The sequence below is a fragment of the Citrobacter sp. Cs237 genome (assembly GCF_030332325.1).
Classification (GTDB): Bacteria; Pseudomonadota; Gammaproteobacteria; order Enterobacterales; family Enterobacteriaceae; genus Citrobacter_A; species Citrobacter_A sedlakii.
Genome location: NZ_JAOWIB010000110.1, coordinates 49565 through 74505, shown reverse-complemented (window position 1 = coordinate 74505; position 24941 = coordinate 49565). Strand labels below are relative to the sequence as shown.

General features: G+C 52.3%; 32 protein-coding genes and 1 pseudogene. 23 read left to right on the top strand and 10 right to left on the bottom strand.

The features are described 5' to 3' along the window. Positions 1-190: 190 nt before the first annotated feature. Positions 191-607 carry a type II toxin-antitoxin system VapC family toxin gene (locus OGY07_RS23305; protein WP_286603502.1) on the bottom strand — a complete coding sequence of 139 codons (417 nt, stop codon included), beginning with the start codon at positions 605-607 and terminating at the stop codon, positions 191-193. After that, a complete protein-coding gene (gene vapB / locus OGY07_RS23300) occupies positions 604-834 on the bottom strand; it encodes a type II toxin-antitoxin system VapB family antitoxin (protein WP_001261276.1) in 231 nt (76 codons plus the stop codon). The genes OGY07_RS23305 and vapB overlap by 4 nt, the downstream gene beginning before the upstream one ends. Before the next feature lie 598 nt (positions 835-1432). On the opposite strand from vapB, the gene OGY07_RS23295 reads away from it, so the two are divergent. The 3 genes from OGY07_RS23295 to OGY07_RS23285 all read left to right on the top strand — a co-directional run bounded on the left by OGY07_RS23295 (position 1433) and on the right by OGY07_RS23285 (position 3402). Continuing rightward, positions 1433-1780 carry a hypothetical protein gene (locus OGY07_RS23295; RefSeq protein ID WP_284555106.1) on the top strand — a complete coding sequence of 116 codons (348 nt, stop codon included), beginning with the start codon at positions 1433-1435 and terminating at the stop codon, positions 1778-1780. Between the two features lie 52 nt (positions 1781-1832). Next, entirely contained in the window at positions 1833-2549 is a 717-nt protein-coding gene (locus tag OGY07_RS23290; protein ID WP_284556525.1) for a hypothetical protein, read from the top strand. 82 nt (positions 2550-2631) lie between these two features. Further along, positions 2632-3402, top strand: coding sequence for a site-specific integrase (locus OGY07_RS23285; RefSeq protein WP_284556529.1), 771 nt, complete (start codon positions 2632-2634; stop codon positions 3400-3402). 407 nt (positions 3403-3809) lie between these two features. Here the strand turns inward: OGY07_RS23285 and OGY07_RS23280 are convergent, their stop codons facing one another. Further along, positions 3810-4067, bottom strand: a complete 258-nt coding sequence (locus tag OGY07_RS23280) for a hypothetical protein (RefSeq protein WP_284556524.1) — start codon at positions 4065-4067, stop codon at positions 3810-3812. 191 nt (positions 4068-4258) lie between these two features. On the opposite strand from OGY07_RS23280, the gene OGY07_RS23275 reads away from it, so the two are divergent. Next, complete coding sequence (locus tag OGY07_RS23275; protein WP_284556523.1) at positions 4259-4471, top strand: hypothetical protein; 213 nt, start codon at positions 4259-4261, stop codon at positions 4469-4471. 855 nt (positions 4472-5326) lie between these two features. Here the strand turns inward: OGY07_RS23275 and OGY07_RS23270 are convergent. Beyond that, positions 5327-5632, bottom strand: a complete 306-nt coding sequence (locus OGY07_RS23270) for a ribbon-helix-helix domain-containing protein (protein WP_206160282.1) — start codon at positions 5630-5632, stop codon at positions 5327-5329. After that, positions 5629-6255 carry a ParA family plasmid-partitioning AAA ATPase gene (locus OGY07_RS23265; RefSeq protein WP_019843183.1) on the bottom strand — a complete coding sequence of 209 codons (627 nt, stop codon included), beginning with the start codon at positions 6253-6255 and terminating at the stop codon, positions 5629-5631. Before OGY07_RS23265 ends, OGY07_RS23270 begins: the two co-directional genes overlap by 4 nt. 251 nt (positions 6256-6506) lie before the next feature. On the opposite strand from OGY07_RS23265, the gene OGY07_RS23260 reads away from it, so the two are divergent. Beyond that, complete coding sequence (locus tag OGY07_RS23260) at positions 6507-7859, top strand: DUF8534 domain-containing protein (RefSeq protein ID WP_284556522.1); 1353 nt, start codon at positions 6507-6509, stop codon at positions 7857-7859. Positions 7860-8282: 423 nt separating this feature from the next. Here OGY07_RS23260 and repE read toward each other — a convergent pair whose 3' ends face one another. The 3 genes from repE to umuD all read right to left on the bottom strand — a co-directional run bounded on the left by repE (position 8283) and on the right by umuD (position 11191). Then, complete coding sequence (repE, locus tag OGY07_RS23255; RefSeq protein WP_080218269.1) at positions 8283-9038, bottom strand: replication initiation protein RepE; 756 nt, start codon at positions 9036-9038, stop codon at positions 8283-8285. 447 nt (positions 9039-9485) lie between these two features. Next, a complete protein-coding gene (locus OGY07_RS23250) occupies positions 9486-10760 on the bottom strand; it encodes a Y-family DNA polymerase (RefSeq protein ID WP_284556521.1) in 1275 nt (424 codons plus the stop codon). Then, positions 10760-11191 carry a translesion error-prone DNA polymerase V autoproteolytic subunit gene (umuD, locus tag OGY07_RS23245; protein ID WP_277109168.1) on the bottom strand — a complete coding sequence of 144 codons (432 nt, stop codon included), beginning with the start codon at positions 11189-11191 and terminating at the stop codon, positions 10760-10762. Before umuD ends, OGY07_RS23250 begins: the two co-directional genes overlap by 1 nt. 225 nt (positions 11192-11416) lie before the next feature. Between umuD and parM the strand changes: the two genes are divergently transcribed. The 4 genes from parM to OGY07_RS23225 all read left to right on the top strand — a co-directional run bounded on the left by parM (position 11417) and on the right by OGY07_RS23225 (position 14135). After that, positions 11417-12388 carry a plasmid segregation protein ParM domain-containing protein gene (gene parM, locus OGY07_RS23240; RefSeq protein WP_284556520.1) on the top strand — a complete coding sequence of 324 codons (972 nt, stop codon included), beginning with the start codon at positions 11417-11419 and terminating at the stop codon, positions 12386-12388. A gap of 2 nt (positions 12389-12390) precedes the next feature. Then, positions 12391-13050, top strand: a complete 660-nt coding sequence (locus tag OGY07_RS23235; RefSeq protein ID WP_284556519.1) for a plasmid partitioning/stability family protein — start codon at positions 12391-12393, stop codon at positions 13048-13050. 11 nt (positions 13051-13061) lie between these two features. Continuing rightward, positions 13062-13310 carry a hypothetical protein gene (locus OGY07_RS23230; protein WP_284556518.1) on the top strand — a complete coding sequence of 83 codons (249 nt, stop codon included), beginning with the start codon at positions 13062-13064 and terminating at the stop codon, positions 13308-13310. Positions 13311-13595: 285 nt separating this feature from the next. Then, positions 13596-14135 carry a hypothetical protein gene (locus OGY07_RS23225; protein ID WP_284556517.1) on the top strand — a complete coding sequence of 180 codons (540 nt, stop codon included), beginning with the start codon at positions 13596-13598 and terminating at the stop codon, positions 14133-14135. Between the two features lie 121 nt (positions 14136-14256). On the opposite strand, the gene OGY07_RS23220 is transcribed toward OGY07_RS23225, so the two are convergent. Both OGY07_RS23220 and OGY07_RS23215 read right to left on the bottom strand, forming a co-directional pair. Next, complete coding sequence (locus tag OGY07_RS23220; protein WP_284556516.1) at positions 14257-14655, bottom strand: hypothetical protein; 399 nt, start codon at positions 14653-14655, stop codon at positions 14257-14259. Further along, positions 14652-15392 carry a GIY-YIG nuclease family protein gene (locus OGY07_RS23215; protein ID WP_284556515.1) on the bottom strand — a complete coding sequence of 247 codons (741 nt, stop codon included), beginning with the start codon at positions 15390-15392 and terminating at the stop codon, positions 14652-14654. The genes OGY07_RS23220 and OGY07_RS23215 overlap by 4 nt, the downstream gene beginning before the upstream one ends. Before the next feature lie 501 nt (positions 15393-15893). On the opposite strand from OGY07_RS23215, the gene OGY07_RS23210 reads away from it, so the two are divergent. The 14 genes and pseudogenes from OGY07_RS23210 to OGY07_RS23145 all read left to right on the top strand — a co-directional run bounded on the left by OGY07_RS23210 (position 15894) and on the right by OGY07_RS23145 (position 24522). Continuing rightward, positions 15894-16574: a DNA methylase gene (locus OGY07_RS23210; RefSeq protein WP_284556514.1), complete on the top strand. Its 681-nt coding sequence runs from the start codon at positions 15894-15896 to the stop codon at positions 16572-16574. Then, positions 16571-16795, top strand: a complete 225-nt coding sequence (locus OGY07_RS23205) for a YubE family protein (RefSeq protein ID WP_165463677.1) — start codon at positions 16571-16573, stop codon at positions 16793-16795. The genes OGY07_RS23210 and OGY07_RS23205 overlap by 4 nt, the downstream gene beginning before the upstream one ends. Before the next feature lie 47 nt (positions 16796-16842). After that, a complete protein-coding gene (locus OGY07_RS23200; RefSeq protein ID WP_165463676.1) occupies positions 16843-17268 on the top strand; it encodes a DUF1380 family protein in 426 nt (141 codons plus the stop codon). A 477-nt stretch (positions 17269-17745) separates the two neighbouring features. Then, entirely contained in the window at positions 17746-18252 is a 507-nt protein-coding gene (locus tag OGY07_RS23195; protein WP_165463675.1) for an antirestriction protein ArdA, read from the top strand. Between the two features lie 41 nt (positions 18253-18293). After that, positions 18294-18497, top strand: a complete 204-nt coding sequence (locus OGY07_RS23190) for a hypothetical protein (RefSeq protein ID WP_165463674.1) — start codon at positions 18294-18296, stop codon at positions 18495-18497. Between the two features lie 187 nt (positions 18498-18684). Then, a complete protein-coding gene (locus tag OGY07_RS23185) occupies positions 18685-18942 on the top strand; it encodes a DNA polymerase III subunit theta (RefSeq protein ID WP_278186927.1) in 258 nt (85 codons plus the stop codon). A 694-nt stretch (positions 18943-19636) separates the two neighbouring features. Continuing rightward, on the top strand, positions 19637-20173 hold the full coding sequence (locus tag OGY07_RS23180) for a single-stranded DNA-binding protein (protein WP_165463673.1): 537 nt from the start codon (positions 19637-19639) through the stop codon (positions 20171-20173). Positions 20174-20231: 58 nt separating this feature from the next. Continuing rightward, entirely contained in the window at positions 20232-20462 is a 231-nt protein-coding gene (locus tag OGY07_RS23175) for a DUF905 domain-containing protein (protein WP_165463672.1), read from the top strand. A gap of 70 nt (positions 20463-20532) precedes the next feature. Beyond that, complete coding sequence (locus OGY07_RS23170) at positions 20533-22536, top strand: ParB/RepB/Spo0J family partition protein (RefSeq protein ID WP_284556513.1); 2004 nt, start codon at positions 20533-20535, stop codon at positions 22534-22536. A 43-nt stretch (positions 22537-22579) separates the two neighbouring features. Beyond that, positions 22580-23011, top strand: coding sequence for a conjugation system SOS inhibitor PsiB (psiB, locus tag OGY07_RS23165; RefSeq protein ID WP_165463670.1), 432 nt, complete (start codon positions 22580-22582; stop codon positions 23009-23011). Next, positions 23008-23739 carry a plasmid SOS inhibition protein A gene (locus OGY07_RS23160; RefSeq protein WP_284556512.1) on the top strand — a complete coding sequence of 244 codons (732 nt, stop codon included), beginning with the start codon at positions 23008-23010 and terminating at the stop codon, positions 23737-23739. The genes psiB and OGY07_RS23160 overlap by 4 nt, the downstream gene beginning before the upstream one ends. Further along, positions 23736-24056, top strand: a complete 321-nt coding sequence (locus OGY07_RS23155) for a theronine dehydrogenase (RefSeq protein WP_165463668.1) — start codon at positions 23736-23738, stop codon at positions 24054-24056. The genes OGY07_RS23160 and OGY07_RS23155 overlap by 4 nt, the downstream gene beginning before the upstream one ends. Positions 24057-24287: 231 nt before the next feature. Next, positions 24288-24455, top strand: a pseudogene (locus OGY07_RS23150) (DUF5431 family protein); the annotation flags it as partial. Next, complete coding sequence (locus tag OGY07_RS23145) at positions 24403-24522, top strand: type I toxin-antitoxin system Hok family toxin (RefSeq protein ID WP_277109009.1); 120 nt, start codon at positions 24403-24405, stop codon at positions 24520-24522. The pseudogene OGY07_RS23150 and the gene OGY07_RS23145, both read left to right, overlap by 53 nt. Positions 24523-24941 lie beyond the last annotated feature (419 nt).

The window sequence follows — 24941 nt, the reverse complement described above, 5'->3', positions numbered from 1 at the left end:
CACTTGAAATCCGTCATCGTTCCGTCCGTCCAATCTCCGCCAAGCATGCTCAAGCTTCACGATTTTTGCAACAGAGCCCAATAGGACAATATTTTGTCCAGCTATCTATATTAATATCATCTTATCTGTAGCTAGCAACGTCCACTCTTGGCACAAAGCGGACATTATTACCTTCTGTATTCACTTGTGGTCAGTTAACCCAGTCTTCCAGTATCAGGCCCGGCACCCGCGCAAACTCTCTCACATTGTTCGTCACCAGGATGGCGCCCGCCGCGATGGCGTGCCCGGCAATGGCCGTGTCATTCGGGCCGATCGGCGTCCCGGCGAGGCGCAGCGCCACCCGGATGTCCGTCGTGGCGTCCACCGCGGCGCGGTCCCAGGGCAGGACGGCATCGAGGCGCGCGCAGAACGCGTCGACCAGCTGAATATGGCGCGGCGAGGCCTTCGGGCCGGTGGCGCCGAAGCGCATCTCGGCATACGTCACGGCCGAGACCACAATGCGATCACCGCGCAGCACCGCCTGCTCCAGGCGCTTCAGCACCGCTGCCGGCTGCTCGCGCATGATGAACGAGCAGATGTTGGTGTCGAGCATCCAGGTTTTCTTCATGGCTCAAAGCGTCCTTCATCGCTGACCACATCCTCACGCTCCGCCATAAAGTCCGGATCGGCCCTGTCCAGCTGCGCGAACGAGCCCCAGGTCGGCCGGACGGGACGCAGAATGATGCTGTCCCCTTCCCGGACGATCTCCAGCTCGCTGACGCCATCAAAATCCAGATCGCGGGGAAGGCGGATGGCGCGGTTGTTGCCGTTTTTAAAAATGGATACGGTTCTCATTTATTTCTCTCCCGGGGAAGTGTGGATATGTGGTGCATATCCGGAATGATGTGCCCTGCACCGGGTGTGTGCATATCCCAAGTATAGGCAGATGTGTCACATATGTATAGATGTGACATATGCGGATGCGGGACATATGCATATACAGAGTATATACATATGTCAGGCATACGGATATGTTCAGGCTATGCTTGCTTCTCGCTTTTTCCACTCAGATCCGAAAAATACCAGTTCCGGATCTGCTTTCCGGCCGCCGGGGCGCTGCCGTCCCATGACACAATATGTAGCGGCTGAGTCAGCTGCTTACGACGCTATATGTTGTGTTACCCCCCCCGCCCCGTGATTGCCCGCTCACCCTCTGAAAAGGGCGCTTCGCTTATTCCCGCGCCGTGGTACACTTCCGGAAAGTTGTCAGATGCAGGAAAATCGGATCCCACCGGAACAGCTGTCCGGTAATTTGATGGCGTGGTTATATGGCTGATTATTATCAGACGGGTAATGATTACGTTAGGGGAAAATCATCCGGGTGACAGAGAAGGCTGTGGCGACGAATGATTACATCCAGTTATTATTTCCATAGTTATTATAAGGGTGAAGGATGATTGAAATGCCTGGAAGTGAATTGCAGATAAGAAAGATCATCTCTTTGTTATCTCAGGAACATGGCAGTATCTATTGTCGGAAGACGCAGGATATTTATGGAAATGAACTCTTTGTTTTACTTAATTCCAAGGGTGAGGAAGTTGCTGAGTGGGATGAAGATGGAAATGAGTGGCGACTTACTCCATACCCGCGTCCAACCGGTAATAAGCTTAACAGTACTGAAATAACGTCATTAGGTTCACGCATAGAGGATCAAATCCTCAAAATAGGAATGTGTCAGGGAAGACTTTCACATCTTCCTAGACAAAATATTAAACCAAAGAAAGTACGCAGAGGGCCATAAAAGCTCTGATTAGTGGCGGGATTTCTCGGAAATATAAAGAGGTAAGAGATCTGTGGAAGATATTCAGGCCACGGCTGATAGCATAGCGAATGCGATATCCCATCCGGTTACCGTGCAGCTGATAACCCAGGGGACTGGTATCTGGGGAAACGTGGCTACCGGGCTAATTACTGGCGTTCTGACCGGCGGTGTTACACTGACGGGCATCTGGCTGGCGCACCGGTTCACGCTACTCCGTGAGAAACAGGCGTCAGACGATAAGCTGAAACAAGAGCGTCTGTTTATCGCAACGGAACTGATTTTTGTTCTTGAGCAGTATGCAGAAGGCTGTGCGCAGGTTGCCGGTGACTACGGGGAGCTGATCTCTGAAGAAAACAAACAAGCTGAACTTGAACCCGCCGTCGGTTACCCGGCCCTGCCTGACTTTGAAAAGGTTTCCGGTGACTGGCGGAGCCTACCGGCAGATCTCATGTATCGTATCCGGGAGCTGCCGGTACTGCGCAACGAGGCAATGCGGGCCATTGATGATGCCGGGAAAAATTCGTTCCCTCCGGTTCATGACGAATACTTCAGTGCACGGCAGTATGAGTTTTCACGGTTGGGGCTGAAAGCCATACACCTTGCCAGACTCCTGCGCAAACTCTGCAAACTGCCGCGCTCCCGTCTAAATGAATCATCATGGTCAGCGCAGCCCGAAATGCTGCGCATTCTGCATCGAGAACGAAAAAAAAGACCCAGTAAGCCTGAAGAAAAGGATGTCAACATTTGATGGGAGGTGCTCACTGCAGACCGACAGCGACAGCGAACAGACGATCCCCCTTCAGACGATCACAAAGGATAACCACGTGACCATGAATAACTATCCCGCACTCCTGTCGCAGTCGGTCTCGTTACCGGTCGCCATCGATTACCCGGCCGCACTGGCGCTGCGACAGATGGCGATGGTGCATGAAGAGCTGCCGAGGTATCTGCTGGCTCCGGAGGTCAGCGCCCTGCTCCATTATGTACCGGATTTGCACCGCAGGATGTTGCTGGCCACGCTGTGGAATACCGGCGCGCGCGTCAATGAGGCGCTGGCACTGACGCGGAGCGATTTTTCGCTGGCACCGCCCTATCCGTTTGTGCAGCTGGCCACCCTGAAACAGCGCGCGGAAAAAGCGGCCCGCAATGCCGGCAGACTCCCTGCCGGCACCACGCCGCACCGCTTGGTGCCGCTGTCAGACACTCAGTATGTGGCGCAGCTGGAGATGATGGTGGCTACGCTGAAGATACCGCTGGAGCGGCGCAATAAACGCACCGGCAGAACGGAGAAGGCGCGCCTGTGGGAAATCACTGACCGGACAGTGCGCACCTGGATCAATGAGGCTGTGGAGACAGCGGCTGCGGACGGCGTAACGTTCTCGGTACCGATCACCCCCCACACGCTCCGTCACTCCTATGCAATGCACATGCTGTATGCCGGCATTCCGCTCAAGGTGCTCCAGTCACTGATGGGTCATAAGTCAGTCAGCTCGACAGAGGTGTACACGAAAGTGTTCGCGCTCGATGTGGCGGCCCGCCACCGCGTCCAGTTCCAGATGCCCGGCTCCGATGCTGTGGCTATGCTGAAAGGTCAAAGATAAAAGGTCGCATCATTAATCGTACATTTGGTAAGTCACACCACTAAATAACCTCTATATGGTCAGCCACTAACTGGCAGTAATATGAATGTATACTCAATGTGACATGCTGACGCGCCTGCTGGGCTTGTCCAACCGCCTGCCTGTCCAGAAGCAAGTTCTGAACAGACTCACGGTTTGCGCTCTGGGTCAACGAAATAAAATACGATCACCAGAAATATTTTCTGGACACTTTTTCCGGTAGTGCCGAAATGTCCAAGATGAACAGCATTTTTTGTACGCTCCAGGTTCAGAATTGACGGTGACGGAGTGAGGCTATTTTTGAACTCGACAAAATTACCAGAGTGTCCAACAGTGAGGTAGTAATTAAAGCTGAGGAAAAACGCACGTCTTGCGCGTTTCGGGGAAGCTTAGTGAATGATGCCCATAATGCGAAGCTGAAGCAGAATTTCGTTGTCGTCTGGGCGTTGATGTTCGACATATGCAACCTGCATCGGTTGACTATCAATATCAAACCATCCTAAAACGTAATCATTCACATCCTTTCTTCGCTCTCTGTCAGTTGAATTATCTTTTTGCGGAGGCTGGGGCCGGAAATATCCAGGGCTGATCTCAACAAGCACCATTCCTCGCCTAGAACCTTGTATAACTGGTATTTTTCTCAACATACAACCACCTATCCAGAATCAAGAGATTGTATGTTAATTCTTATACTGTATTTTTTTCCAGCACTTTTTGTTAGTAAGGACGAGGGTAATGTCCAATCTGGCACCGTGATGGTTTCTGTTGCTTGGCCGTTGTCGTGATACGACGATTTCGTCAGAAGGCACAGGATGTTCCTGGGCTGTCAGAGGTAAATATGATGAATAATCCCAAGACATTTTATGAACTCGTTACTGCAACCGAACAGGCCAGAGACAGCTACCGGCTGCGTGGCACTGTGTTTTCCAAAATGCTCTATGAATTTTGGTATGTGCTTTTGGGCATGGAAGCTTTTGATTGGCAAAGACTTGAGGTCAAATGTCCGGTTGCGTTAGCAGAAATGTACCGCCTAGCAATTGATGCCCCTTAATTCTGTTCGGGTGGCGCTGGGTATCACCTTTGTGGCGTGATTTGGGCTGGAACCGGTTTGGACTGGTAGCAATATAGCTGACTTTGGTTCCAGTTCGCTGAAAAATGGTTTATTAGACAGGAACACCTGAAAGTCTAACGACGCGGGGAATTAAACGGGTGGCAAAAAAAGGCCGCTGGCGCGGCCCACTGTCGCAGGCTGTCAGTGGGGTGTGATAGACCCGCAGACATCGCCAGGAGCGCGGGCGAACTGGACAGAATTAGCTGGATGTCCAACTCAGCCACAATTCCACGCTGTCAACTTGGTCCCATCAGCAAATACTAATCTTCCCACCCAATAATATAAAAAGAAAAACTGTCGCTATAGGAAGCAACATAGCTAAGATAAACACAACTAGACTATTTCTCTTACCAATATTGAATAGTATGCCAACTACCAAAGCTAAGAAAAAAAATGCAATTGGTACAATCCATGTAATAGCAGGGTTATAATTCATTAATCCTAAATCAAAAATGCATTGCTCCATGTCGAAACATACCTCACTCTTTCGCTGGCAAGATTATTATATTAATTAGGATAATCAGCCATCACCTGAAAAATAAATTTAACAACCGTAGCGAGTCCACAAATAAAAAGAAGAGTCATATATATCTTTGTTTCAAAACTAAGTTTTTTCTTCTTTTTTTCCGTTTTTAACATCTCTTTCTCCTACCATTAGAATGACAAACATTCTCGTATGAATCTTACTATCTTACTAACTTAATATCTTACTAACTTACTAGGTAGTTAACCTTCTGAATAAATGGATATTTTACGGTATAATCTATGTTGTTATGTTGTTATGTTGTTATGTTGTTATTTAAGCTTGGCTTTCTCAATTAGTTTTGATATCTCTGCTTTAGTCAGCTTTTCTAAACCCATAACGGCGGCTCTTACCACATCTGAACGGTTTACTCTTACTCCTCCTTCTAACATCTCATTTTTGATTACATTATCGATTGCACGTAAGTTCTCATCGGCAAGAGAAATACTGACTGGTTTAGCTTTGCTCACCACTGTTTTTTTTATTTCAGGTTTATTTTCTTCAGTGTTAAGACCGGCAGATCCACCATTTATGAAAGCACTTTCATCTTTAGGAGGTGTATTTGAACGATTTCTCATAAAATAATCTCTTTAACCAAGGCTGCAATTTCATCTTGAGCTTTAGTATTTTGCGTTTCGAAAATAGTCATAGACTCAGCCCAGGCATCTCTGTGAGCTTTACGGTCACAAACTCGTGAGCCGGACAGCTTCATTTCAGGAAAGTCCTTAAGGACTTCAGCAGCCTGATTTGCCTCATTCACAAACATATTAGTTGGCGTCATATTCAATACCAGGTAACCGCGAACAGCCTCATTGAAATCCTTAGCCGCCGTGAACACCGAACATGTATGAGGAACGACATCCAAATCCATTTGTGAGGGACGTAAAGGGGAAATAAATACGTCGGCCGCCATCAGACCACTTCTCATTTCTGCGCTGTCGCGTCCGGCACAATCAGCGATAACGAAGTCATAAGATTTCTCATGCTCTTTCAGCATTGATTTTATATTGCCTGTCGCGCCCGTGACGGGGATATGGGGAAGATTCTCCGGTCTGTTGTTGTACCAGGTTAGAACTGATTTTTGATCATCAGCATCAACAATGAGAACTCGCTTGCCGAGCGTCATGAGATACGCAGCAATGGAAACTGCTAGCGTGCTTTTGCCTACACCGCCCTTTTGGCTACCAAGAACTATGATCATCATTACACCTTTCATCATATTAACTTATTAAGATAATACGTGAAGTATAAAGCCATGACAATAAGATAACAACATGTTAAGTTAACAACATGCTAGGATATATGATAAATAGTCCTTTTAATCAAGCAATTAAGTTTACACATTGTGCATTATGTTATCTTAATAAGTTGTGATCTTAATTTTATATTATTTGTAAAGGATGCCAGCAAACACTGTGTATCACAGTGCATCTTGTCAAAAGGGAAATGTGAATGGACCTGGTGTGGAAGAAGAATCCAAGAGGGCAGTTTGAAAGGAAACTAAACTTAGCTGAAAAGGAGGCCCTGCTGCATGTCTTCACCAATGGCCGTAAACCAGCTCAGGCGGACTTACGCATTGCTAATAAGATCCTTGAGGAAATGGACAGACAGGAACTGTGGATAAAGTGTGACTGCGTTGATTCCAATCCAGAAGTTGAAGGCCCGTTTAACTGTGAAGTGAACGCGATCAAGTTACGACACGTGAAGTCAACGAGGCCACATGACGAACTTTGTCCGCTGTATCGTCTGAAAAAAGATAAAGACGCGGACATTACAGTCAGCGAGGGCAAAACCAGTCCGCTCAATCCGGTAGGAGGAGACGATTGGTTACCAGACAAGAAAAAGGAGGCCAGGATCACACCGCAGGACGGAGTGGTGATTCCACGTAAGCGCCGCCGCAACACGCTTAAACCTGTTCCCGCGCTGGGACGTAAATTACTCACCCTCATTCAAGCCGCAGGTCTTAATCAAATGGAACTGGTCCCTGAATATCAAAGCCCGGGACTTACGGGAGCCATTAACAGGGTAAAAGCAGTACTTGAAGAATTCTCAATGAGTAATGGCACTCCTTTGAGCCAGCTTTTTTGCTGTGAACCCTGGCTGACGATTGATCGGATTGACGAAACGTTATCACGAATAGAAAAGGCGCAGGGCATTGACAATCATGAAAAAGAACCATGCGTGTATATCATCGGAATAGCGACAGGTGCCAGACAGGAAGGAATAGAATTCCGCGTTCGCGGGAAAACGTTCACGCATCGGCCAGAAGCTCGAGTCCGTATAAACGGAGAAAATTCGTACAATGTCGGAAGCCGGGCACCATATTGGGCAATCCTTGAATACCGTCGCGGCAGAGACGCCAAAGTTTACTGCCATGAAGGTTACGCACATGCCGCATACGCGCTCGATAATCCTATTCCGGTAGACAGTAACAAGGAGCGTGAAACGTTGAAGACAATCATCAACGCAAGCAGTTATGCAGGACGCCAGTTGAATCACCCAGAAGCAATAAGCCTTAGCAAACCTTTGTTTACGACAAAGACCATAAGGGAGGGCATAGAAGAAATTATTCATCCAGATTTCATATTGAATGTGGCTCCTGCAGGAGAAAATCCAGTAGTAACTTTTATCATTGAAACAATGGGCTATGAATCAGAAGACTATATTGAGCGCAAAAGAAAGACCCACCGCTGGATGGAACAGGAAGGTGTACTACTTACAGATCCTCCGGGCTGGCCTGAAGCTTCAGAGAAAAGTTTTAATAGCTTTCTGCTCAGGCACATTTTCAGAGCAAGTAAAATGTAGTGACTGACCAAAGTATGCATGAGTTTCGTGGAAACCGTGACAAATCGCCCTCAAAAGAAGAGTCATAGGAGAAGGGCAGTGAAAGTTACTGTGACAAATCGCCCTCAAAAGAAGAATCACAGGAAAAGGGCATTGAAAGTTAATGTGACAAATTGCCCTCAAAAGAAGAATCACAGGAGAAGGGTAGTGAAAGTTACTGTGACAAATCACACTCACAAATTGCAGCGAGAATTGACAAAAAGAATCCTACTAAATGTGACAATTTGCCTTGAATGAACAGGGAAAGAATATAAATTGCGGGATACATGTACGCTCTAGCCTATTCAGGAAAGGATAAAAGGGCCAAAGTGTGACAGAACGCCCTTAGTTCGATAAACAAAGTGTGACTAATTGCCCTCAGATGTGTGACAAACTGCCTTCTATTTAGACTGGAGAGATAGTTGCTATATCTCTGAAAGAAAAGACAATATGTGTAGTCTGCCTGCCTTTTTTCTTCTCAATATACGACAAACGCATCGGAGTTCTTGTATTGATTTCATCAACGCTAGGCTGAAGAAATCGGCGGCGGAAGTCAGGCATACGCTGATAGCTTTGGGGCAATTGATAACGTTCAATGATCCAGTCTATCTTCAGCGAAACCACTCCAGAGCCATCGGCTTTACGATATTGACAGAGTGATTCATATAAGCGCATGGCGTAGGGATTAGTAATCTCTTTCGTTTCACTAAGCCGGAATTGTGTGAAGCGGTTTTGCAGGCCTATGAAGAAAGGGATCAGGTAAGGGTTAATATGTACGCTGTAAATGCCCCTGGAAGGGCTATGCGCGCGCTTAATGAACCAGGGAAAGGATTCGTACCCCTTTTCCTGACCTGCATCCTCTTCGGGCCGATAAAAAACGACCTCCTTTCCAGCAAACCCCTTAAGCGCTTGACGAATGTCTTTACTGGCCTCAGCAGAAGTAAGACCAAAGGTCTGGGCATAATTGGCAACTTGGATTTCGCAGATCCCATCGTGTTCTTGAAGCGTACCATCAGACTTTCTTATTTGCTCGACGAAGAGATAAAGCATCCGTTTTTGATCGCGGGAAAGGCTATATGCCGCCTCAGTCAGCTCATTCGACTGCACAATTCGCGGACTATTTTTACGTTTTTTATGATTTATAACCGCAACTTCCGTCATGACAAATCCATCCAATGTGTGACAGTTATTGAGATTGTCACACTTATTTAAAAAGTGTCAACCTATGAGGATAACTTTGTTAGTTTGGCCAATTGTTGAGGGCAATTTGTCACAGGGTTGAGGGTAGATTGTCACGGATTAAGAGACATTGTGAGGGCAATTTGTCACTCTTTAAGGGCAAATTGTCACGATGATCCTTCTGTAACCCTCGCCATTAAAGGGCTGGGGCGCTCCGTAAAAAGATAGATCTAACAATAGATTTAAAAAGATCTTATAAAAATAAGGCGGTGGATAAGTGGATAATTCGAAAACCAATATCTTCTAACCCGGCGCGTAAGTGGAAAAACGCACTATCGATGTTATTGCGCTTCCTCGCACGTTCGCGGGCTACGCCCGGTCACGTGTCTGCGGCGAGCGCTGCGATCTCTTTCGATGAGCTGGAGATATTTACCGAATTATGGCAAGCGGAATTTCTTTCCAGCGAGTGGTGTAGGCAGGACTGAGCATTTCCCGTTTCATTTTCCACTGAGGCGCGATCCCCCGACCAGCAAACCATACCTGACCAAGACCAGAATGATTAATACCGTCCAGAACTTTCATAAGTTCCTGGCTGTGGGGGCGGGGCTGTTGCTCATCAAACAGGTTCAGCTGAGCAACGCCAGAAGGGGTGAAGTCATTAAGCATAACACCGGCTTTGGCATAACGGTGGTCATCGTGCCAGATACGCTCGAGTGCGCGCATAGCGGCCGCTATAATGTCACGCGTATCCTGGGTGGCTGTCTGGAGCTTTTCAACCGCCACGTTGCCGTAATAGGGCTCAGAGGCTGCATAAGGAGAGGTCTTGATGAAAACGGAGATATGCCGGCAGTACTGTCTTTCCCCTCGCAGTTTTTCCGCAGCACGTTCAGCATACTGGCAGACAGCCTGTCGCATGGCATCATACGTGGTGATACGTTCCCCGAAACTCCGGCTGCAGACAATCTGTTGTTTCGCAGGAGGCGCCTCCTCAAGGCTGATGCAGGCTTCCCCGTTCAGTTCCCGGACAGTCCGCTCCAGTACCACGGAAAAATTCTTACGGATAAACGCAGGGTGCGTGCGTGCCAGTTCAAGTGCAGTGCGGATCCCCAGGACATTCAGCTTTTTTGCAATCCGCCTGCCCACACCCCAGAGTTCTTCCACCGGCTGAAGCGAAAGCAGGGTCTCCGTACGTTTCGCATTGCCCGGCGTGAGAGCCAGAACTCCCCGAAACTGTGGCCATTCTTTTGAAGCCCACTGCGCAGACTTGGCCAGCGTTTTAGTTGGCCCCATGCCCACGCCGATGGTAAGCCCGGTACTTGTGAGAACGTAGCGGCGCAGCTGCTGCCCGAAGTCCTCAAACCCCATGCAGTTATCAATACCGCGGATATCAAGAAACATCTCATCAATGCTGTATTGCTCAACGCGGGGAGCCAGTTCCTCCAGACAATCCATGACCCGGTTACTCATCGATGCGTAGAGCTCGTAATTGCTGGAAAATGCCATTACTGGCTCCGGGAACTGCGTTTGCCTGAGCTGGAACCATGGCATGCCCATTTTGATACCGAGTCGTTTTGCTTCCTTTGAACGAGCTATCACGCAGCCATCATTGTTGCTCAGTACAACAACGGGCCTGTCCCTCAAGTCAGGTCGAAAAACTTTTTCGCAGGAGGCATAGAAGCTATTCACATCGGCCAGCGCAAACATTATGGCTTCTCCCGGGTGCGGTGCACAAAATGCGTCACCACACCAAAAATCTGCAGGTGCTCCGGATCGGGATAGAGTGTCGGATAGGCGGGATTCATTGCCTGGAGTGCAGGACGGGGCTTTAGTAACAGTCTCTTGACCGTAAATTCCCCCTCGACTTCTGCAACCACGATGTCGCCGTGCTGGGGCGTTTCTGCCTTATCCACCACCATGAGATCGCCGCTGTGCAGGCCGATATCATTCATGCTGTCACCAATGGCGCGCACAAAAAACGTCGAGCTGCGACGGCGGATACAGTAGTCGTTTAAATCAAGCTCGGCTTCAACGTAGTCCTGCGCGGGAGACGGGAATCCACATGAAGCCCGTTCAGTGAAAAGGGGGATTGCCATAACCTGACAATTCTCCTGTGGCGTCCATATTTCCAGAATCATCACTGTATGCTCTTGTTGTGCTGTATGTATATACAGTATAAGCGCAACCTTCCAGATTTGTGAAGATGTAAAGAGTTGCGCAAAATGAGCATTTCAAAATCCACTTATCTAATTTAATGAAATAATAAGCGCCTTTATATACTCAGATTGAGAAATTCAAATTGCGCAAAAAAATTAGTATGGTATATTTATGCTCAATATGAGTAACTTAAAAGGTGATTTTTGATGAATATCTACTGTGATGATGGCTCCACCAATGTCAAACTGGTCTGGTTTGAGGACGGTGAACTGAAGACATTTATTTCACCCAACGCATTCCGGCCGGGATGGAAAATTGCCGATCTGGGTGGAAATGCGTTTAACTATCAGGTGGGTTCACTGAAGTACAGCTGGGACAGTGTCAGCCGGGATGCCATCCCAACCACGAACGTGGAATACCAGTACGGCGATCTTAACCTGCTGGCCGTGCATCATGCGTTGCTCAAAAGCGGCCTCGCACCGCGCCCGGTCTCTGTCACGGTCACGCTGCCCCTGAGCGAATATTACGATCATGACTGTCAGAAAAATGATCTGAACATCCGGCGTAAGCGAGACAACCTGATGCGTCCACTGACTGTCAACAAGGGGGCGTGCTTCACCATTCAGGATGTTACCGTGATGCCAGAGTCACTGCCGGCAGCGTTCAGTTATCTCGGCGCCATCCGTCCGGGACCGACTGAAACCACGCTTATAATCGATCTGGGCGGAACAACACTGGATGCGGGTGTTATTGTGGGTCAGTTTGAGGATATCAGCGCGGTCCATGGTAATCCGGGGATAGGGGTTTCCCTGGTCACCCGGGCGGCACTGGCTGCCCTGCGTGTCGCAGAAACAGAAACCAGCCCACTGATTGCGGACCAGGTCATACGGCAGCGGAAAGATCGTGCATTTCTGAACAGTATCATTAATGATTCAGCAAGAATTGACTATGTTGTTGAGAAAATTGAAGAAGCCATTAACACGCTGGGCGCGCAGGTGACCAGTGAACTGGCGCATCACAGAAACGTTAACCGCATCCTGCTGGTCGGGGGCGGGGCGTCACTGATTGAACACGCTGTCCGCCAGGCATGGCCGCTTGCTCCTGAACGTATCGAAACGGTCAGTGAGCCGCAACTGGCCCTAGCCCGGGAGATTGCCCTGTATAAACAAGAGGTCTGATCGTGCCTGCTGGCAAATACACTTTCTATCTCCATTCTGACGACCGGATCGATATGCTGGCTGCCCGCACGATCGAGACCGTCTCCCAGCCGCTGCGGGGGGACTTCATCCGCACGGCGGCGCTTGCCGGCAGCGTCCTGTATTTGATTGACGCGCGTCTGCCTGGACTGGTGACCGAACTCTTCGACGGGCGTCTCAGTACCGGGCAGCTGTCCGCCCTGGCCGCAGCAGTGTCGGGAAGTTATACGCTGATGACCGGTATGCAGGATGAAAACCTGATACCGGTGGCGCATTCGGGGCCAGTTTCTGATGAAAAAGCAGAGCGCCGCCGTTTCACCCTGGTGCTGCCGGACGATGAGGGCACCCGCAGTGCCCGGTTGCAGATAGAATCGGTATCCACGCGGCAGCGCGGCCAGTTGTTACGTAATCTGATTGTCGCGGGCTGCGCGCTGCACACCCTTGAGCCCCGCTTCCCGCGTTTGCTGGCCAGCCTGCCTGTTCCGCCGCACAGTCCGCAGGCGCTGGTTGCGCTGGCTGGTCAGCTGACGGGTTCGGTACCGGGGCCGGAGCAGGGCAGGGAAGAAGCACCGCCACCGGCGGGAGTGGAAGCTCAGCCGGTGCCGTCCCCGCAGATTGTCAGTAATATGAAAAAACTTTTCTGACGGATACCGAGATGAGCAGACTGAAAAGAAAGGCAAGAAATGTGGCGCTCTCCTTTCTGCGCCGCCAGGGAGTACCTGAGACACAACTCGCAGAACGCTGTAAATCCATCGGGCAGTATTCCCTGCTGGGTGGCGTGCTTCTGGTGGTGCCGCTCCTGATCTGGGAGCTTCCCACTGCAGTCACTGTTTTGCTTCAGCTGGGTTACGCCACCATGATGATCGTGGGCGTTATGCTGGGCTTTGATGAGAAAAAGTCCTGACCGTTACGGAGAAGGGTGGCTTTCAGTCCTGCCTCCGGAATGCCCCGAGTTTGTCCTTTTCCTTTCACGAAAGGATGTCGGTTCCCTCCGCGTTTATGCCGTCACGGTAATACCGTGACGGCCGTTTTCATCTCCGTGCCTTCACGTTAGCCCGACCGCTCCGGACACAAGGGTTGCTGGACCCTCAAACGGATCAACGATTCAGTGATGAACGCCCGCCTCGCGGCCTTGTTAAACGGGTATAGTTTTGAAAAAGTACATTAACCAGAAATGATAAGGTGACCTGTGAAAAACGTAATTTTTCAGCCATATATCGGAGATAAATACTATGACAGTCGTTACGGCGTTCGAGTACTGGTGCTCGGAGAGTCACACTACGGTGATAAGCAGGATTCGGCATCGGACTTTACACAGCACGTTGTGAAAACGCATGCCCTCAAAGCCGGTCTTCCTTTTTTCAGTAAGCTGACAAATGTTCTCAGAGGCAAAACAGATTACCCTTCAGAACAGGAGCGGATTGAGACATGGAGACACGTGGCCTTTTACAATTACATTCAGGAGTTTGTTGGTGAAGAGGCGCGAACAGCACCAACTCCGGATATGTGGACTTCGGCGCAACTTCCATTCATTGAAGTGGTGAGGCAGCTGGAGCCTGATGTCATTCTGGTGCTCGGCAGTCGGCTCTGGAACAAAATGCCGGAGCTGCCCCCTGAGTATCCCGTAGAATGGTGCAGCATCCTGCACCCCAGTAGCGGTATGGCCTATGAGCCGGCCATTGCGGCTCTTGCAGCATCGATAAAGAAAGCTAACGGGGTTTTTCTGTAAAAAAACGGAGGTATGCAGTCTGGCATATCTCCAGTTGTCCGGACAGATTACAACATGTGTCTGGTTTTGACCGTGGGGGAAATGATTGAGATATTGTAAAACTCAGGGGTACTGGCTTTGCTTAATAGTTCTTATCGCCTTCAATCATCATACCGTTTTTGACAGGGAGACATTTACCTGATTCAGCTTTATCTCCGGAAAGCTGATAGTTATAGGTCACATTGCGAACAACACTGTCTACTGTCTTTACTTGCAGAGTAAATGCAACCGGACGTCCGGCATAAGCATCCAGACTAAAAATCGTGCCGATAGTTTCATTTTTATGCTCGCCTTCACCTTTGAAAACATCAAGTGTGCCTCTGCGATTTCCATACTTATCAGATGAATAAATCAGACGCTGTTCTGTACCCTGTGGGGTGAGATGAATTCTGTCGCCATTATCACAAACATACTCAGCGGGAAATTTTGCAGCCTGGCCGGTGGCTGACAGAGCAACCAGAAGGAAAAGATACGTTTTCATATCAGCTTCATCATGTTTTGCGTTATCAGCTCGAATGGTACAATACCACCAATGGTATAATTGAGTTGAAAGTATTGTCTCAGCTCAACGCCTCCCATAATGCGGGGTGAACCAGACAGGTTGGCAGTTCGATTAATCATCCCATTGATGGAAGACACCCCATCGCGAAGAATAATCGTGATGTTCTCACCATCTTTACCAAATTCCTGAGAGTTCGCTACCTGGACATTGAAGAATCCTCTACGCCAGTAAGTATCTGCCATGTTGAAAGTGTAGTGTTTCCTACTGCCAGGCGTGACGATCTCAGCCTCAGTTGTTATAGCTTCCTCAACCTGCAATGTTGGCTTCTGAATTCCATTCCATTCAGGGCTTATTACCTTAATGATTGAATCCTCTAGGCCAGCTGCAAGGTTTAAATGGAATGGCCCATAGTGCATCAGTCCTGAATCCGGAAGCACGAAGATATCAACAGCAACATTGTTAGTCAGCATACCGATGATATTAGCGTTATTTTTAATGTTCGTAGATTGAGAAGGGCCGGGACGAGAATAGTGGTACATCCTATTTCGTAGTAAACGAGTGGTTTTACCAACGTACTTCACTTCACCATCACACACAAATGCATAAAGGTTGTTTTTAACATCCTTGAATCTTTCATCAAGATGATACTTCAAATAGCCGCTTGTAATTTGCCAGAATCCTACTTTGATAAAACCAATCTCAATCAAACGATTCATGTCAGGAGTTCAGTTGGGAGGAATAATAGCATTGTACATGGACTGCTCTATTTCTCCTTTATTTAACAAAGCCTGATGCTAGCAATTTGTGATATTGGCATGAAGTTTGATCGCTGGGCAGGTATGTTCATTAAGATCGATCAGCAGACTTTGCGCCAGTGCCGTTAAAGGGATGTCGCTTCTTTCCTCTTTTTCCGCTCACTAACCAGTCACAGTTCGGGCACTACCTGGAGCCAGTGTGCCCCGTCCGGCGGTCACGGGACGGGCTTTTTTCCGCTTCTGACCGGCGTTACGGATAGTTTACGCCGGTCATCGCCCGCTAAGGATTGCCCTTCAAGCTGCTTTCGCGGCATATCCTCGCCGCCATAAAAACCTGTCGGCTGCGGTATTCCACGGTCAGCCTGACCCGTTGCCGTCCGGGGCGTACAGGCTCCAGGCAGCAGGGAACGGGCGTCGCACCGACGCCCTCCTGATGCCCCCTGTCACCAGAGGAGTCTTCTTATGTCCCGTTTTATCCAGGGTAACTGCGTCCCGATTATGGCTGGCTTTCCGGATAATGCCGTCGATTTCATCCTGACCGATCCGCCCTATCTGGTTGGCTTTCGCGACCGTTCCGGACGCGCTATTGCCGGTGATAAAACCGATGAATGGCTGCAACCGGCCTGCAACGAGATGTACCGCGTCCTCAAAAAAGACGCCCTGATGGTCAGCTTTTATGGCTGGAACCGTGCCGATCGCTTCATCGCTGCCTGGAAAGCGGCGGGGTTCACGATTGTCGGCCACCTTGTGTTTACCAAAAGCTACTCCTCCAAATCCGCTTTTGTCGGCTACCGACACGAATGCGCCTATCTCCTCGCAAAAGGCCGCCCGTGTCTGCCTGAAAACCCGCTTCCGGACGTACTGGGGTGGAACTATACGGGCAACCGGTATCACCCGACTGAAAAACCGGTTTCCAGCCTGCAACCGCTCATTGAATCCTTCACCACACGCGGCGCGATTGTTCTCGATCCGTTTGCCGGCAGCGGCTCCACCTGCGTGGCCGCATTGCAGTCCGGACGGCGCTATATCGGTATCGAACTGCTTGAGCAGTACCACCGGGCAGGGCGGGAACGCCTTGAGGCGGTACGCCGCGCCATGATGAAACCGGCGGCGAACGTTGCCTGGCTTCCGGAGGCTGCATGACGAACTACACCGGTCACGAACAACTCCGCGCCGACGTCGCAGAGCTGGCAAATGCCATGTGTGACCTGCGCATGACGCTCAATTTACTTGAGTCACGGTATCGCTTCGATTCGGGAGTGCTGACGGAGCGGCTTGTGCGCCAGACCTTCTGCCGGATCAACACCCTGTTTCTTGACGCGTACCGCGAAGCCCTTGAGCTGGACGCCAGCTTTAAAGACTGACTGAGACCGGGCGGGAACGCCCGGAATAACCTGATTTGGAGAAAGAGATGTACGGAAGACGTATTGAGTTGTGCCAGGCGCTGGAAAACATGTTCGCGCCCGAAGAACCGCTTGCGCTGCTTGTCTGGACGGAGGACAGCGTTGAGGAAGTGTGTGCCTTCAACAACGAGCATCCGGTGACGGAGGAGGAAATCCGTGGCGTCCTGGTGCGCATTGGCAGAACGCCAATGAATGAATATCAGAAAAACGGGATCAGCGCCGCGTCCGTGTCTGACCTGCTTGCGAGCGAGAGGACCGAAGCGGACCGCCATGTGGAAGTGCCGGTCCGGACGCTGGCCGCGCTAGTTGACTGGGCCGAGCGAGAACTGATTGCCCGCGAGAGCGAAGTATGGGACGCCGGAGCAGCGACGCCTGAAAGTATCGGTCAGTGTAACCAGAATATCAGCCTGCTGAAACAACTGATGGGTGCCTGAGACGGGGCGGGAAGTGCGGTGCGCTTCCCGCGCCTTTCAGTCGCAACGTGGCTCAGGGAGGCGGGCAGGGGGGATTTCACAGCGGTCTGATTGAGCCGCGTTATCCCCCACACGGTAAAAGGATGTCGCGCGCTCCGCATTTTTACCGTCCCCCTTCTGCGAAGAGGGCCGGGAGCATAAAACCGTCAGCGCGGTGCCGTAACGGCAAACGCCGTGCCTCTACTCTAGCCCGACCGCTGCGTATGCAAGGGTTCGCTTCGCCGCCATCCTCGCCCGGTCGCAGTGGTGTGATGGATGCTCCGCGTTCTTCCCGTCGTTTTCCCGCTCAGTTTTCGCAGGAAAACCGTCCAGACCGCGTCGGCTTTTTCTGCGCTGCGGCCTGCGGTGTCGCCCCTGCATTCTCCGCTTTTCGTCGGGCTGTCGTGTCGGCACGGCGAATGCCGGCACTGTGATCCCATTACACGCGGAGGAATTTTTATGAGCATGAACACCACCACCCCGGCCGTCTATGTCGGCACATACCATAAATACAACTGCGGCAGCATTGACGGTAAGTGGTTTGATTTAACCGATTTTGAGGGCCCGGAAGACTTTCAGGAAGCCTGTAAGGCGCTCCACGCTGACGAGTGGGACGCGGAATTTATGTACCAGGACTGGGAGGGCATTCCGTCACAGTTTGTGTCTGAATCTTCGGTTGACTGGGCGTTTATCGATGCCTACAAACGCGCCTGCGATGAAGGCAAAGACCCGGCATTTATCGCCTGGGCCGAATACACCGGCCAGTGTGACTATGACGAATTTGATGATGCGTTCCGTGGTGAGGCAGAAAGCGAGGAGGAGTATGCGCAGGAAATGGTGGAGGACAACTGCCTCCTTGACGGGGTGCCGCAGATGCTGCGCGGTTACTTTGACTATGCAGCGTATGCGCGCGATTTGTTCAGCAGCGGTTATGTATTCCATGACGGATACGTTTTCACCAGTTGACCGGCAAGGCGGCGGGGATACCCGCCGCAAAGGAGAGCACGATGAATTTAACCCCTTATACCCGCGACATTTTACGCCAGTACCGCGCCCTGATTAATGCCCGCCGTAAAGCACAGGGATTAGATCCCGTTACGACAGATAAACTGATTGATTCAGTCTGCGATTTTATGACCAGTCAGTATGCCGTGTATCTGTGCGGTTGCTTCATCCTTCAGGGAAACAGCGGAACACCACCACAGGAATAGATACCCGATCAGCAGAGGCGGTGTAAGCCGCCTTTATGCCCGCCGAAAACCACGGGCAGGCTGTAGCCTGCCGGCGTCGGCTTGCGCCTGCGGCGCCCGCCCGCGCCGTTCACTGTTTGTGTGGTCTGAAGCCGGGCTGATGGGTAAACTGATAAAAAGCCTGAACCTGAACAAGGCGGAAATGCTCATGACCGGATGGAATATCGCAAAAAGCTCAAAAGAAGATCAGGACAAGGTAGCCGTGGACCTTGTCGCGTCCGGCGTGGCCTATAAAGAACGCCTGAATATGCCCGTGATCGCCGAGGCGATAGCCCGGGAACAGCCGGAGCATCTGCGTGCATATTTTATGGAGAGGCTGCGCCACTACCGCCAGGTGAGCGCCACGCTGCCGGGCGCAGGCGATCCGCTGTATGCAGAAATGAAAGAGGCTAACAGTAAAAACTAGTCATTTGTTTAACTTATTGAATTACAGCATTTTTATAGTTATTTTTTATTAAAAGTTGTTGGTCAGAAATCGTCCCTAAAGTCATTAAAAGCCCTTCATGGCCCCCTTCGGCTCCTGACCCGCTGCGCGGTTCAGTCGTCGAGCCAGACTCCGACAGGCAGCTGCTTCGCACCGGCCAGTCTCCGCCGAACCCGCGGAGCGGTTTCGGGCCTGACGGCTACTGTCTGATGGCTGACGTCCAGGTCAACACCTGCAGCTGGCTGACGCCAGCGCGTTCACCACACCGGCGATAAGGCTGCCGGCGCTCTTATGCGCAACGCCGTTTCGCGCCCGCGCTTTCCGTCGTTGCGGCGGTTCCCTGCCCATCCTTTAACTGGTTTATTCACCCGTCTGAGTCCTTTCGCCGGGGCTGAGACAAGCACATCCCGTCTTGCTGTCCAGTGCCGGCGTTGCCTTTCGCAACAAATTTTTCCCGGCCATTCCGCAGGCTTCATTAGACCGAAAAAAATTTCCCGCTCACACCGGACATCTGCGCCGTGCTGTGCCTGATTTCGCCCTTGCGGCGAACGGCTCTCAAACGGGTGAAGGTATCAACCAGCGGGAGCGTGTAGCAGGTCCCCGCAAAACGTCAAAACCGCGGCCCCGGCAACTCAACGGGTGATGGTTTTTTAAGGGCAAAAGAAGGAGAAATATCATGGCAGCACGGGGCGTTAACAAAGTCATTCTGGTCGGCAATCTGGGACAGGATCCTGAAATTCGTTACATGCCGCAAGGCGGCGCAGTGGCCAATATCACACTGGCCACTTCTGATTCCTGGCGCGACAAGCAGACCGGGGAAATGCGTGAAAGCGTGGAGTGGCACCGGGTCGTCCTGTTCGGGAAGCTCGCGGAAATTGCAGGTGAGTATCTGCGTAAAGGTGCGCAGGTTTACATCGAGGGTGAGTTACGCACCCGGAAATGGACCGATCAGACCGGGCAGGACCGCTATACCACCGAAGTCACTGTTAACGCTCGCGGCACGATGCAAATGCTGGGGCGCGCTCAGGTCAGTACCTCCCCGGATGGTCGTCAGACTACTGGTCAGGCTCCGGCACAGACTGCCCCGGAGACGGACAAACCGATCAAAGGAAAATCCCGCAAAACCAAATCCGCCGCCGCGCCGCAGCCGCAGCCAGTACCCCCACAGGGCGAGTACCCGCCGATGGATTTTGACGACGATATCCCGTTCTAGGATTTACCCATTTTACCGCGCCCTGCTGAGGCAGGGCTGACACCACAGGAGCACCAGAATGCAGAAAGGATCCGAAATTTTACTTCCAGACGGACCGTTTACCCGCGAGCAGGCGCAGGTCGTTGTGGCGGCGTACAGCAACGTCACCATCGAGGATGACCAGATGACACATTTTCGCGTGGTTGTGCGGGTTGACGGCGCGATGGTCTGGCGGGCATGGAATTTTGAGCCGGAAGCCGGGGTCTGGCTTAACCGCTACATCCAAAAATACGGTGTGAGAAAACCCTAAAGCGAAAAAGGTGCCGGACAGGGGGGCTGTCCGGCAGACAGTAATCAATATCATGAAAGGAGTATCAATTATGTCAGTGACCGAGTCTAAACCAAAAGCGGCCCGTAAGGCCACCGCCAAATCCGCCGCCCCGAAAGCGGCAGCCGCGCTGAAAGCCGCGCTGGATGCCGCGCCCGTTCAGTACATTCCGTTATCCGCGCTGGTTAAGTCCCCGCTCAATGCGCGTGTCATTCCCTACGCGCAGGAAAGCGTGGTTTCCCTGGCGGAAACCATCGTTTCGGTTGGCCTGTTGCAGAATCTGGTTGTTCACCTCCTCCCGGAGGCCAGGTATGGCGTGGTTGCCGGGGGACGCCGCCTGGCTGCCCTGAATTATCTCGCCGAAAATGGCACATACAACGCCGACCAGGGTGTGGCGGTCAAAGTGGTGCCGGAAGAACTGGCGGTGGCGGCCTCGATGATCGAGAACGACCAGCGCTGCGACATGCACCCCGCCGAACAGATTGCCGGCTTCCGGACGCTGGAAGGTGAAGGTAAAACCCCCGCGCAGATTGGTGACCTGCTGGGCTACAGCGCCCGCCACGTTCAGCGGATGCTGAAACTGGCGGGACTGGCTCCAGCGGTACTGGATGCACTGGCGACCAATGAACTGACCACCGAACACTGCCATGCGCTGGCGCTGGAATCCGATCCGGAACGTCAGTTGCAGGTGCTGGACGCCGCCCGCCAGAAAGGGTATCAGGGAAAACCGGACGTGGGCGTCATTCGCTCGCTCATCACCGCCAGTGAAGTGTCCACATCCTGCGCAAAATTTCAGTTTGTCGGCGCTCAGGCATTCAGCCCGGATGAAATCCGTGCTGACCTGTTCAGCGCTGATGAAGGCGGTTATATCGACGCACTGACGCTGGATACGGCGCTGCTCGAAAAGCTTCAGCTTGTCGCAGAACACCTGCGCGAGGTGGAAGGCTGGGGATGGTGCGCAGGGCGTCTGGATACGGTTCGCTGGCACGATGAGGACGCAAAAACTTATATCCTCCCCCGTGATGTTACGCCTGTGTATACCGATGCGGAACAGGAACACCTGGACACGCTGAGCGGGGAGTACGACGAATACGACACGGTGTGTGAGGAAAGTCAGGCGCTGGAAGCGGAAATGGCGGCAATTGAATGTGCCGCAGAGCTTCGCGCATGGAATACCGAATTCCGGGCGGCAGCGGGTGTGGTGGTGTCATGGAACGGTGAAGTCGAGGTTCAGCGCGGCGTGGTGCTGAAAGCGCAGGTCACTGAGAACACTGACCCGGACGCGCCCGGGACGCCGTCCGTGATGACCCACACGCAGGAGCCGGAACCCGCTGACGAAATCAGTCTGCCTCTCCTTACGAAAATGTCGTCTGAACGCACACTGGCAGTCCAGGCTGCGCTGATGCAGCAGACCCCAAAGGCGGTGGCGCTGCTCGCGTGGACACTGTGCGGGGAGGTTTTTACGGGCTGCTCAACGGCGCGTAATCCTCTTCAAATCAGAATGACATGCTCGCATTACTCTCTGTGCGGTAACGCGCCGTCCGGACAGGAAGGCGCGGGCTTTCTGGCGCTGATGAAAGAGGGTAAGCGGCTTGAAGCCCTGCTGCCGGAAGGCTGGCGCAGGGATTTCACCACTTTTTTCACTCTCGACGGGCAGACGCTGCTGTCCCTGATGGGCTTCTGTGTGGCCTGTAGCGTGAACGGAGTGCAGACCCGCGAATATGGCCGCACGTCACGCAGCCCCCTCGATGCACTGGAAACGGCGCTGGACTTTCATCTGCGGGACTGGTGGCAGCCGACGAAAGACAACTTCTTCGGTCAGCTTAAACATACGCAAATCATCGGGGCACTGAATGAGGCCGGAGAATCAGGAGCCGCCCGTGATGCTGAAAAAATGAAAAAAGGCGACGCAGCCGAATTTGCCGAATCCCGGATGGCCGCAAACCGCTGGGTGCCCGTCTGGATGCGCGGGCCGGATGCAGAGAAGGACGCCGGAGAACCGGACTGCACCACCACTGATACCGACACCGTAAACCCCACCGCCGAAGCCGCTTAACAGGGAGGCCGCCCCGCCGGGGCGGCATTTAAAGGAGACGAAAATGCGTAACATCATCACCACTGACGTACTCAAAACCATGATCCCCAGCGAGTTCGAGGATTACCGCAACGGCGGCAATGACCTGCGCCGCGCCCTGACGCACGCCGTGTTAGGTAAAGTGGACGCCCCTTCCGGCTGGAACAGTGACTGCGAATATAACGCTGAATACGGCGGACTCTTCCCGGTGCAGTGCCGTTTCACGCCAGCGCATGAGCATTTCCATATTGTGCTGTGCAGTCCGGGGGATGTCTCACCCGTCTGGCTGATGGTTTTCGTGTCAGATAACGGCCATCCGGTATCGGTCGTCAGAACGCTGGCGGAGTTTAATCCGCAGTTAATCAGTCACACCCTCAGCCTGACGGCGCGGCTCGACAGCGACGGGTATGCCGCTGACTTTATCATCCATACGCTGGCAATGGAGGGCGCACGATGATCCCGAATTCCCGCTCCCTTGTCACCCTGCAACCGGCGCGACAGGCAGCACTTCAGGCCATACTTGACGTTGAAACCCGCCGCAGTGAGGGGCGACGGCTGCCGGAACTGCCGTATGTGCGTACGTTTCTGCGCATTCTGACCGGCAGCAGCCGCATCAATACCGATGTGGCCCGGCGTATTCCCGGCCTGAACTGGCATCCCAAAAACCGTCTGGTTTCGCTGAAACAGGTTGAGGCGGCACTGGAAATATTGCTGGCAAGCCACGGGGAAAAATGCCCGCTGCCACTGCCCATAGATATTCAGGGCGAGCTTTTCCCGGAACTCGTTCACAATCATACCGGACGCAAACGCCACCGCATGGAGATCGGCACGGCCCGAAGCCAGCGCCGCGAAACCCGACTGACTGAACAGGCCTGTCTCCGGCGCCAGAACCTGCTGGCCCGTGCCGTTACGGAACTGAATTTCTGTTCCCCGGAGACGGTTCAGGTATGGTACGCCCGCTGGAGCGACGAGTTCGGCGAGGAACTGGCGGCTCCGTTCTGGCGGTGGCAACGTTGCTTCCGCTCACTGGATGAGCTGGAGTGGAACCGGCTCAGTCACGATCCGCTGTGGCAGGTGATGCATGACCTGCGGTTGATTGTCCGGGAAACGCCGGAGGGAACGCACCGCGCCGAGCGGTGGCAGGTACCCAATAAGCTGCGTTATCAGCCGGTGGCAGGCGTATGACCCGCTGGCGTTACTCCCTGCGGTGGGTGCTGCGCCATTTACCCTGTCCCGGCGAGCGTGAACTGATATCCGTAGAGGTGGCTGCCGGGGAGCCTGCCCCCGATGCCATTATGTCGCGTTTTGTTCCGGGGTCCGGCTATGCGGTGACACTGGATTTTACAGGCGGGAAACCCGTTAAGCGCTGGAGTGCGGAGCGTAAGGCCGCCGCGCGGCGACGTAATCTGGAGCGACGCGTCAGAAAACATGCGCCCCTGTTTGCCGATGAACTGATTGACCGCCAGCTTGCTGAACGACCGGAATACTTTGAGGGGAAATAGTTTCCCCGGTGGACACCGTTTCGGTCAAACCGCACTCAGTTTCGTTGCCGGGAATGCCAGTAAATACAGATATGCCTGAACCCGCAGACAACCTGCGCAGGCAGTGGATATTCCTGGGATATTTACAGGGGTACGGTATAATGGCGGTGGCGCTTGAGGCTTTTTGCCTCATTCTCCGGCATGAACACTGAGTGGTGAGGCAGAAAGCAGAAAGCCCCGAGTAATTTTTCAATTAACCCGAGGCCCCTGTATGCTGATCACATTCAGAGTAGCCTCTTACCTGCCAAAAGGCAAGGAGAAGAAGGCCATGAAACTGCCGCGAAACGCCCTTATCTGGTGCGTATTAATCGTGTGTTTAACGCTGTTAATATTCACATACCTGACGCGAAGTTCGCTCTGCGAACTGAGGCTGAAGGACGGAGACAGGGAGGTGGCTGCGGTCATGGCTTACGAATCCGGTAAGTAGCAACCTGGAGGCGGGGGAAACCCCGCCTTTTCAGGCTGATGTGTTAAAGCTCAGCCGCAAGCGCCTTTTAAAGGGGCTGTCAGTGTCCGACTGGCAGCCCCCTTTTTCTTATAAACTTTCCGTCCGGCCCCGAACGGCGGAAACGGCGGGAAAAGCGGGTGCGCCTTCGGCGCTGCCGCTGTTCCTCATCCCGGGTGACTGATAACTCTGTGCACTTTTCCTTTTCTCAGTAGCCTGGCTACTGTCGGTTGTTCCATTCTGAAAGCCTGATATCCGCCAGGGCAATATTTGAGTCCGGCAGAAAGACTCCTGTCGCATGAAGAACCCAACACCAGAACCCATGGCCCCCTTCGGCTCCTGACCCGCTGCGCGGTTCAGTCGTCGAGCCAGACTCCGACAGGCAGCTGCTTCGCACCGGC

Coding starts and splice junctions, on each gene's coding strand:
- OGY07_RS23305 (WP_286603502.1), bottom strand. CDS start 607: ATGAAGAAAACCTGGATGCTCGACACCAACATCTGCTCGTTCATCATG.
- vapB (WP_001261276.1), bottom strand. CDS start 834: ATGAGAACCGTATCCATTTTTAAAAACGGCAACAACCGCGCCATCCGC.
- OGY07_RS23295 (WP_284555106.1), top strand. CDS start 1,433: ATGATTGAAATGCCTGGAAGTGAATTGCAGATAAGAAAGATCATCTCT.
- OGY07_RS23285 (WP_284556529.1), top strand. CDS start 2,632: ATGAATAACTATCCCGCACTCCTGTCGCAGTCGGTCTCGTTACCGGTC.
- OGY07_RS23280 (WP_284556524.1), bottom strand. CDS start 4,067: ATGTTGAGAAAAATACCAGTTATACAAGGTTCTAGGCGAGGAATGGTG.
- OGY07_RS23275 (WP_284556523.1), top strand. CDS start 4,259: ATGATGAATAATCCCAAGACATTTTATGAACTCGTTACTGCAACCGAA.
- OGY07_RS23270 (WP_206160282.1), bottom strand. CDS start 5,632: ATGAGAAATCGTTCAAATACACCTCCTAAAGATGAAAGTGCTTTCATA.
- OGY07_RS23265 (WP_019843183.1), bottom strand. CDS start 6,255: ATGATCATAGTTCTTGGTAGCCAAAAGGGCGGTGTAGGCAAAAGCACG.
- OGY07_RS23260 (WP_284556522.1), top strand. CDS start 6,507: ATGGACCTGGTGTGGAAGAAGAATCCAAGAGGGCAGTTTGAAAGGAAA.
- repE (WP_080218269.1), bottom strand. CDS start 9,038: ATGACGGAAGTTGCGGTTATAAATCATAAAAAACGTAAAAATAGTCCG.
- OGY07_RS23250 (WP_284556521.1), bottom strand. CDS start 10,760: ATGTTTGCGCTGGCCGATGTGAATAGCTTCTATGCCTCCTGCGAAAAA.
- umuD (WP_277109168.1), bottom strand. CDS start 11,191: ATGATTCTGGAAATATGGACGCCACAGGAGAATTGTCAGGTTATGGCA.
- parM (WP_284556520.1), top strand. CDS start 11,417: ATGAATATCTACTGTGATGATGGCTCCACCAATGTCAAACTGGTCTGG.
- OGY07_RS23230 (WP_284556518.1), top strand. CDS start 13,062: ATGAGCAGACTGAAAAGAAAGGCAAGAAATGTGGCGCTCTCCTTTCTG.
- OGY07_RS23220 (WP_284556516.1), bottom strand. CDS start 14,655: ATGAAAACGTATCTTTTCCTTCTGGTTGCTCTGTCAGCCACCGGCCAG.
- OGY07_RS23215 (WP_284556515.1), bottom strand. CDS start 15,392: ATGAATCGTTTGATTGAGATTGGTTTTATCAAAGTAGGATTCTGGCAA.
- OGY07_RS23210 (WP_284556514.1), top strand. CDS start 15,894: ATGTCCCGTTTTATCCAGGGTAACTGCGTCCCGATTATGGCTGGCTTT.
- OGY07_RS23205 (WP_165463677.1), top strand. CDS start 16,571: ATGACGAACTACACCGGTCACGAACAACTCCGCGCCGACGTCGCAGAG.
- OGY07_RS23200 (WP_165463676.1), top strand. CDS start 16,843: ATGTACGGAAGACGTATTGAGTTGTGCCAGGCGCTGGAAAACATGTTC.
- OGY07_RS23195 (WP_165463675.1), top strand. CDS start 17,746: ATGAGCATGAACACCACCACCCCGGCCGTCTATGTCGGCACATACCAT.
- OGY07_RS23190 (WP_165463674.1), top strand. CDS start 18,294: ATGAATTTAACCCCTTATACCCGCGACATTTTACGCCAGTACCGCGCC.
- OGY07_RS23185 (WP_278186927.1), top strand. CDS start 18,685: ATGACCGGATGGAATATCGCAAAAAGCTCAAAAGAAGATCAGGACAAG.
- OGY07_RS23180 (WP_165463673.1), top strand. CDS start 19,637: ATGGCAGCACGGGGCGTTAACAAAGTCATTCTGGTCGGCAATCTGGGA.
- OGY07_RS23175 (WP_165463672.1), top strand. CDS start 20,232: ATGCAGAAAGGATCCGAAATTTTACTTCCAGACGGACCGTTTACCCGC.
- OGY07_RS23170 (WP_284556513.1), top strand. CDS start 20,533: ATGTCAGTGACCGAGTCTAAACCAAAAGCGGCCCGTAAGGCCACCGCC.
- psiB (WP_165463670.1), top strand. CDS start 22,580: ATGCGTAACATCATCACCACTGACGTACTCAAAACCATGATCCCCAGC.
- OGY07_RS23160 (WP_284556512.1), top strand. CDS start 23,008: ATGATCCCGAATTCCCGCTCCCTTGTCACCCTGCAACCGGCGCGACAG.
- OGY07_RS23155 (WP_165463668.1), top strand. CDS start 23,736: ATGACCCGCTGGCGTTACTCCCTGCGGTGGGTGCTGCGCCATTTACCC.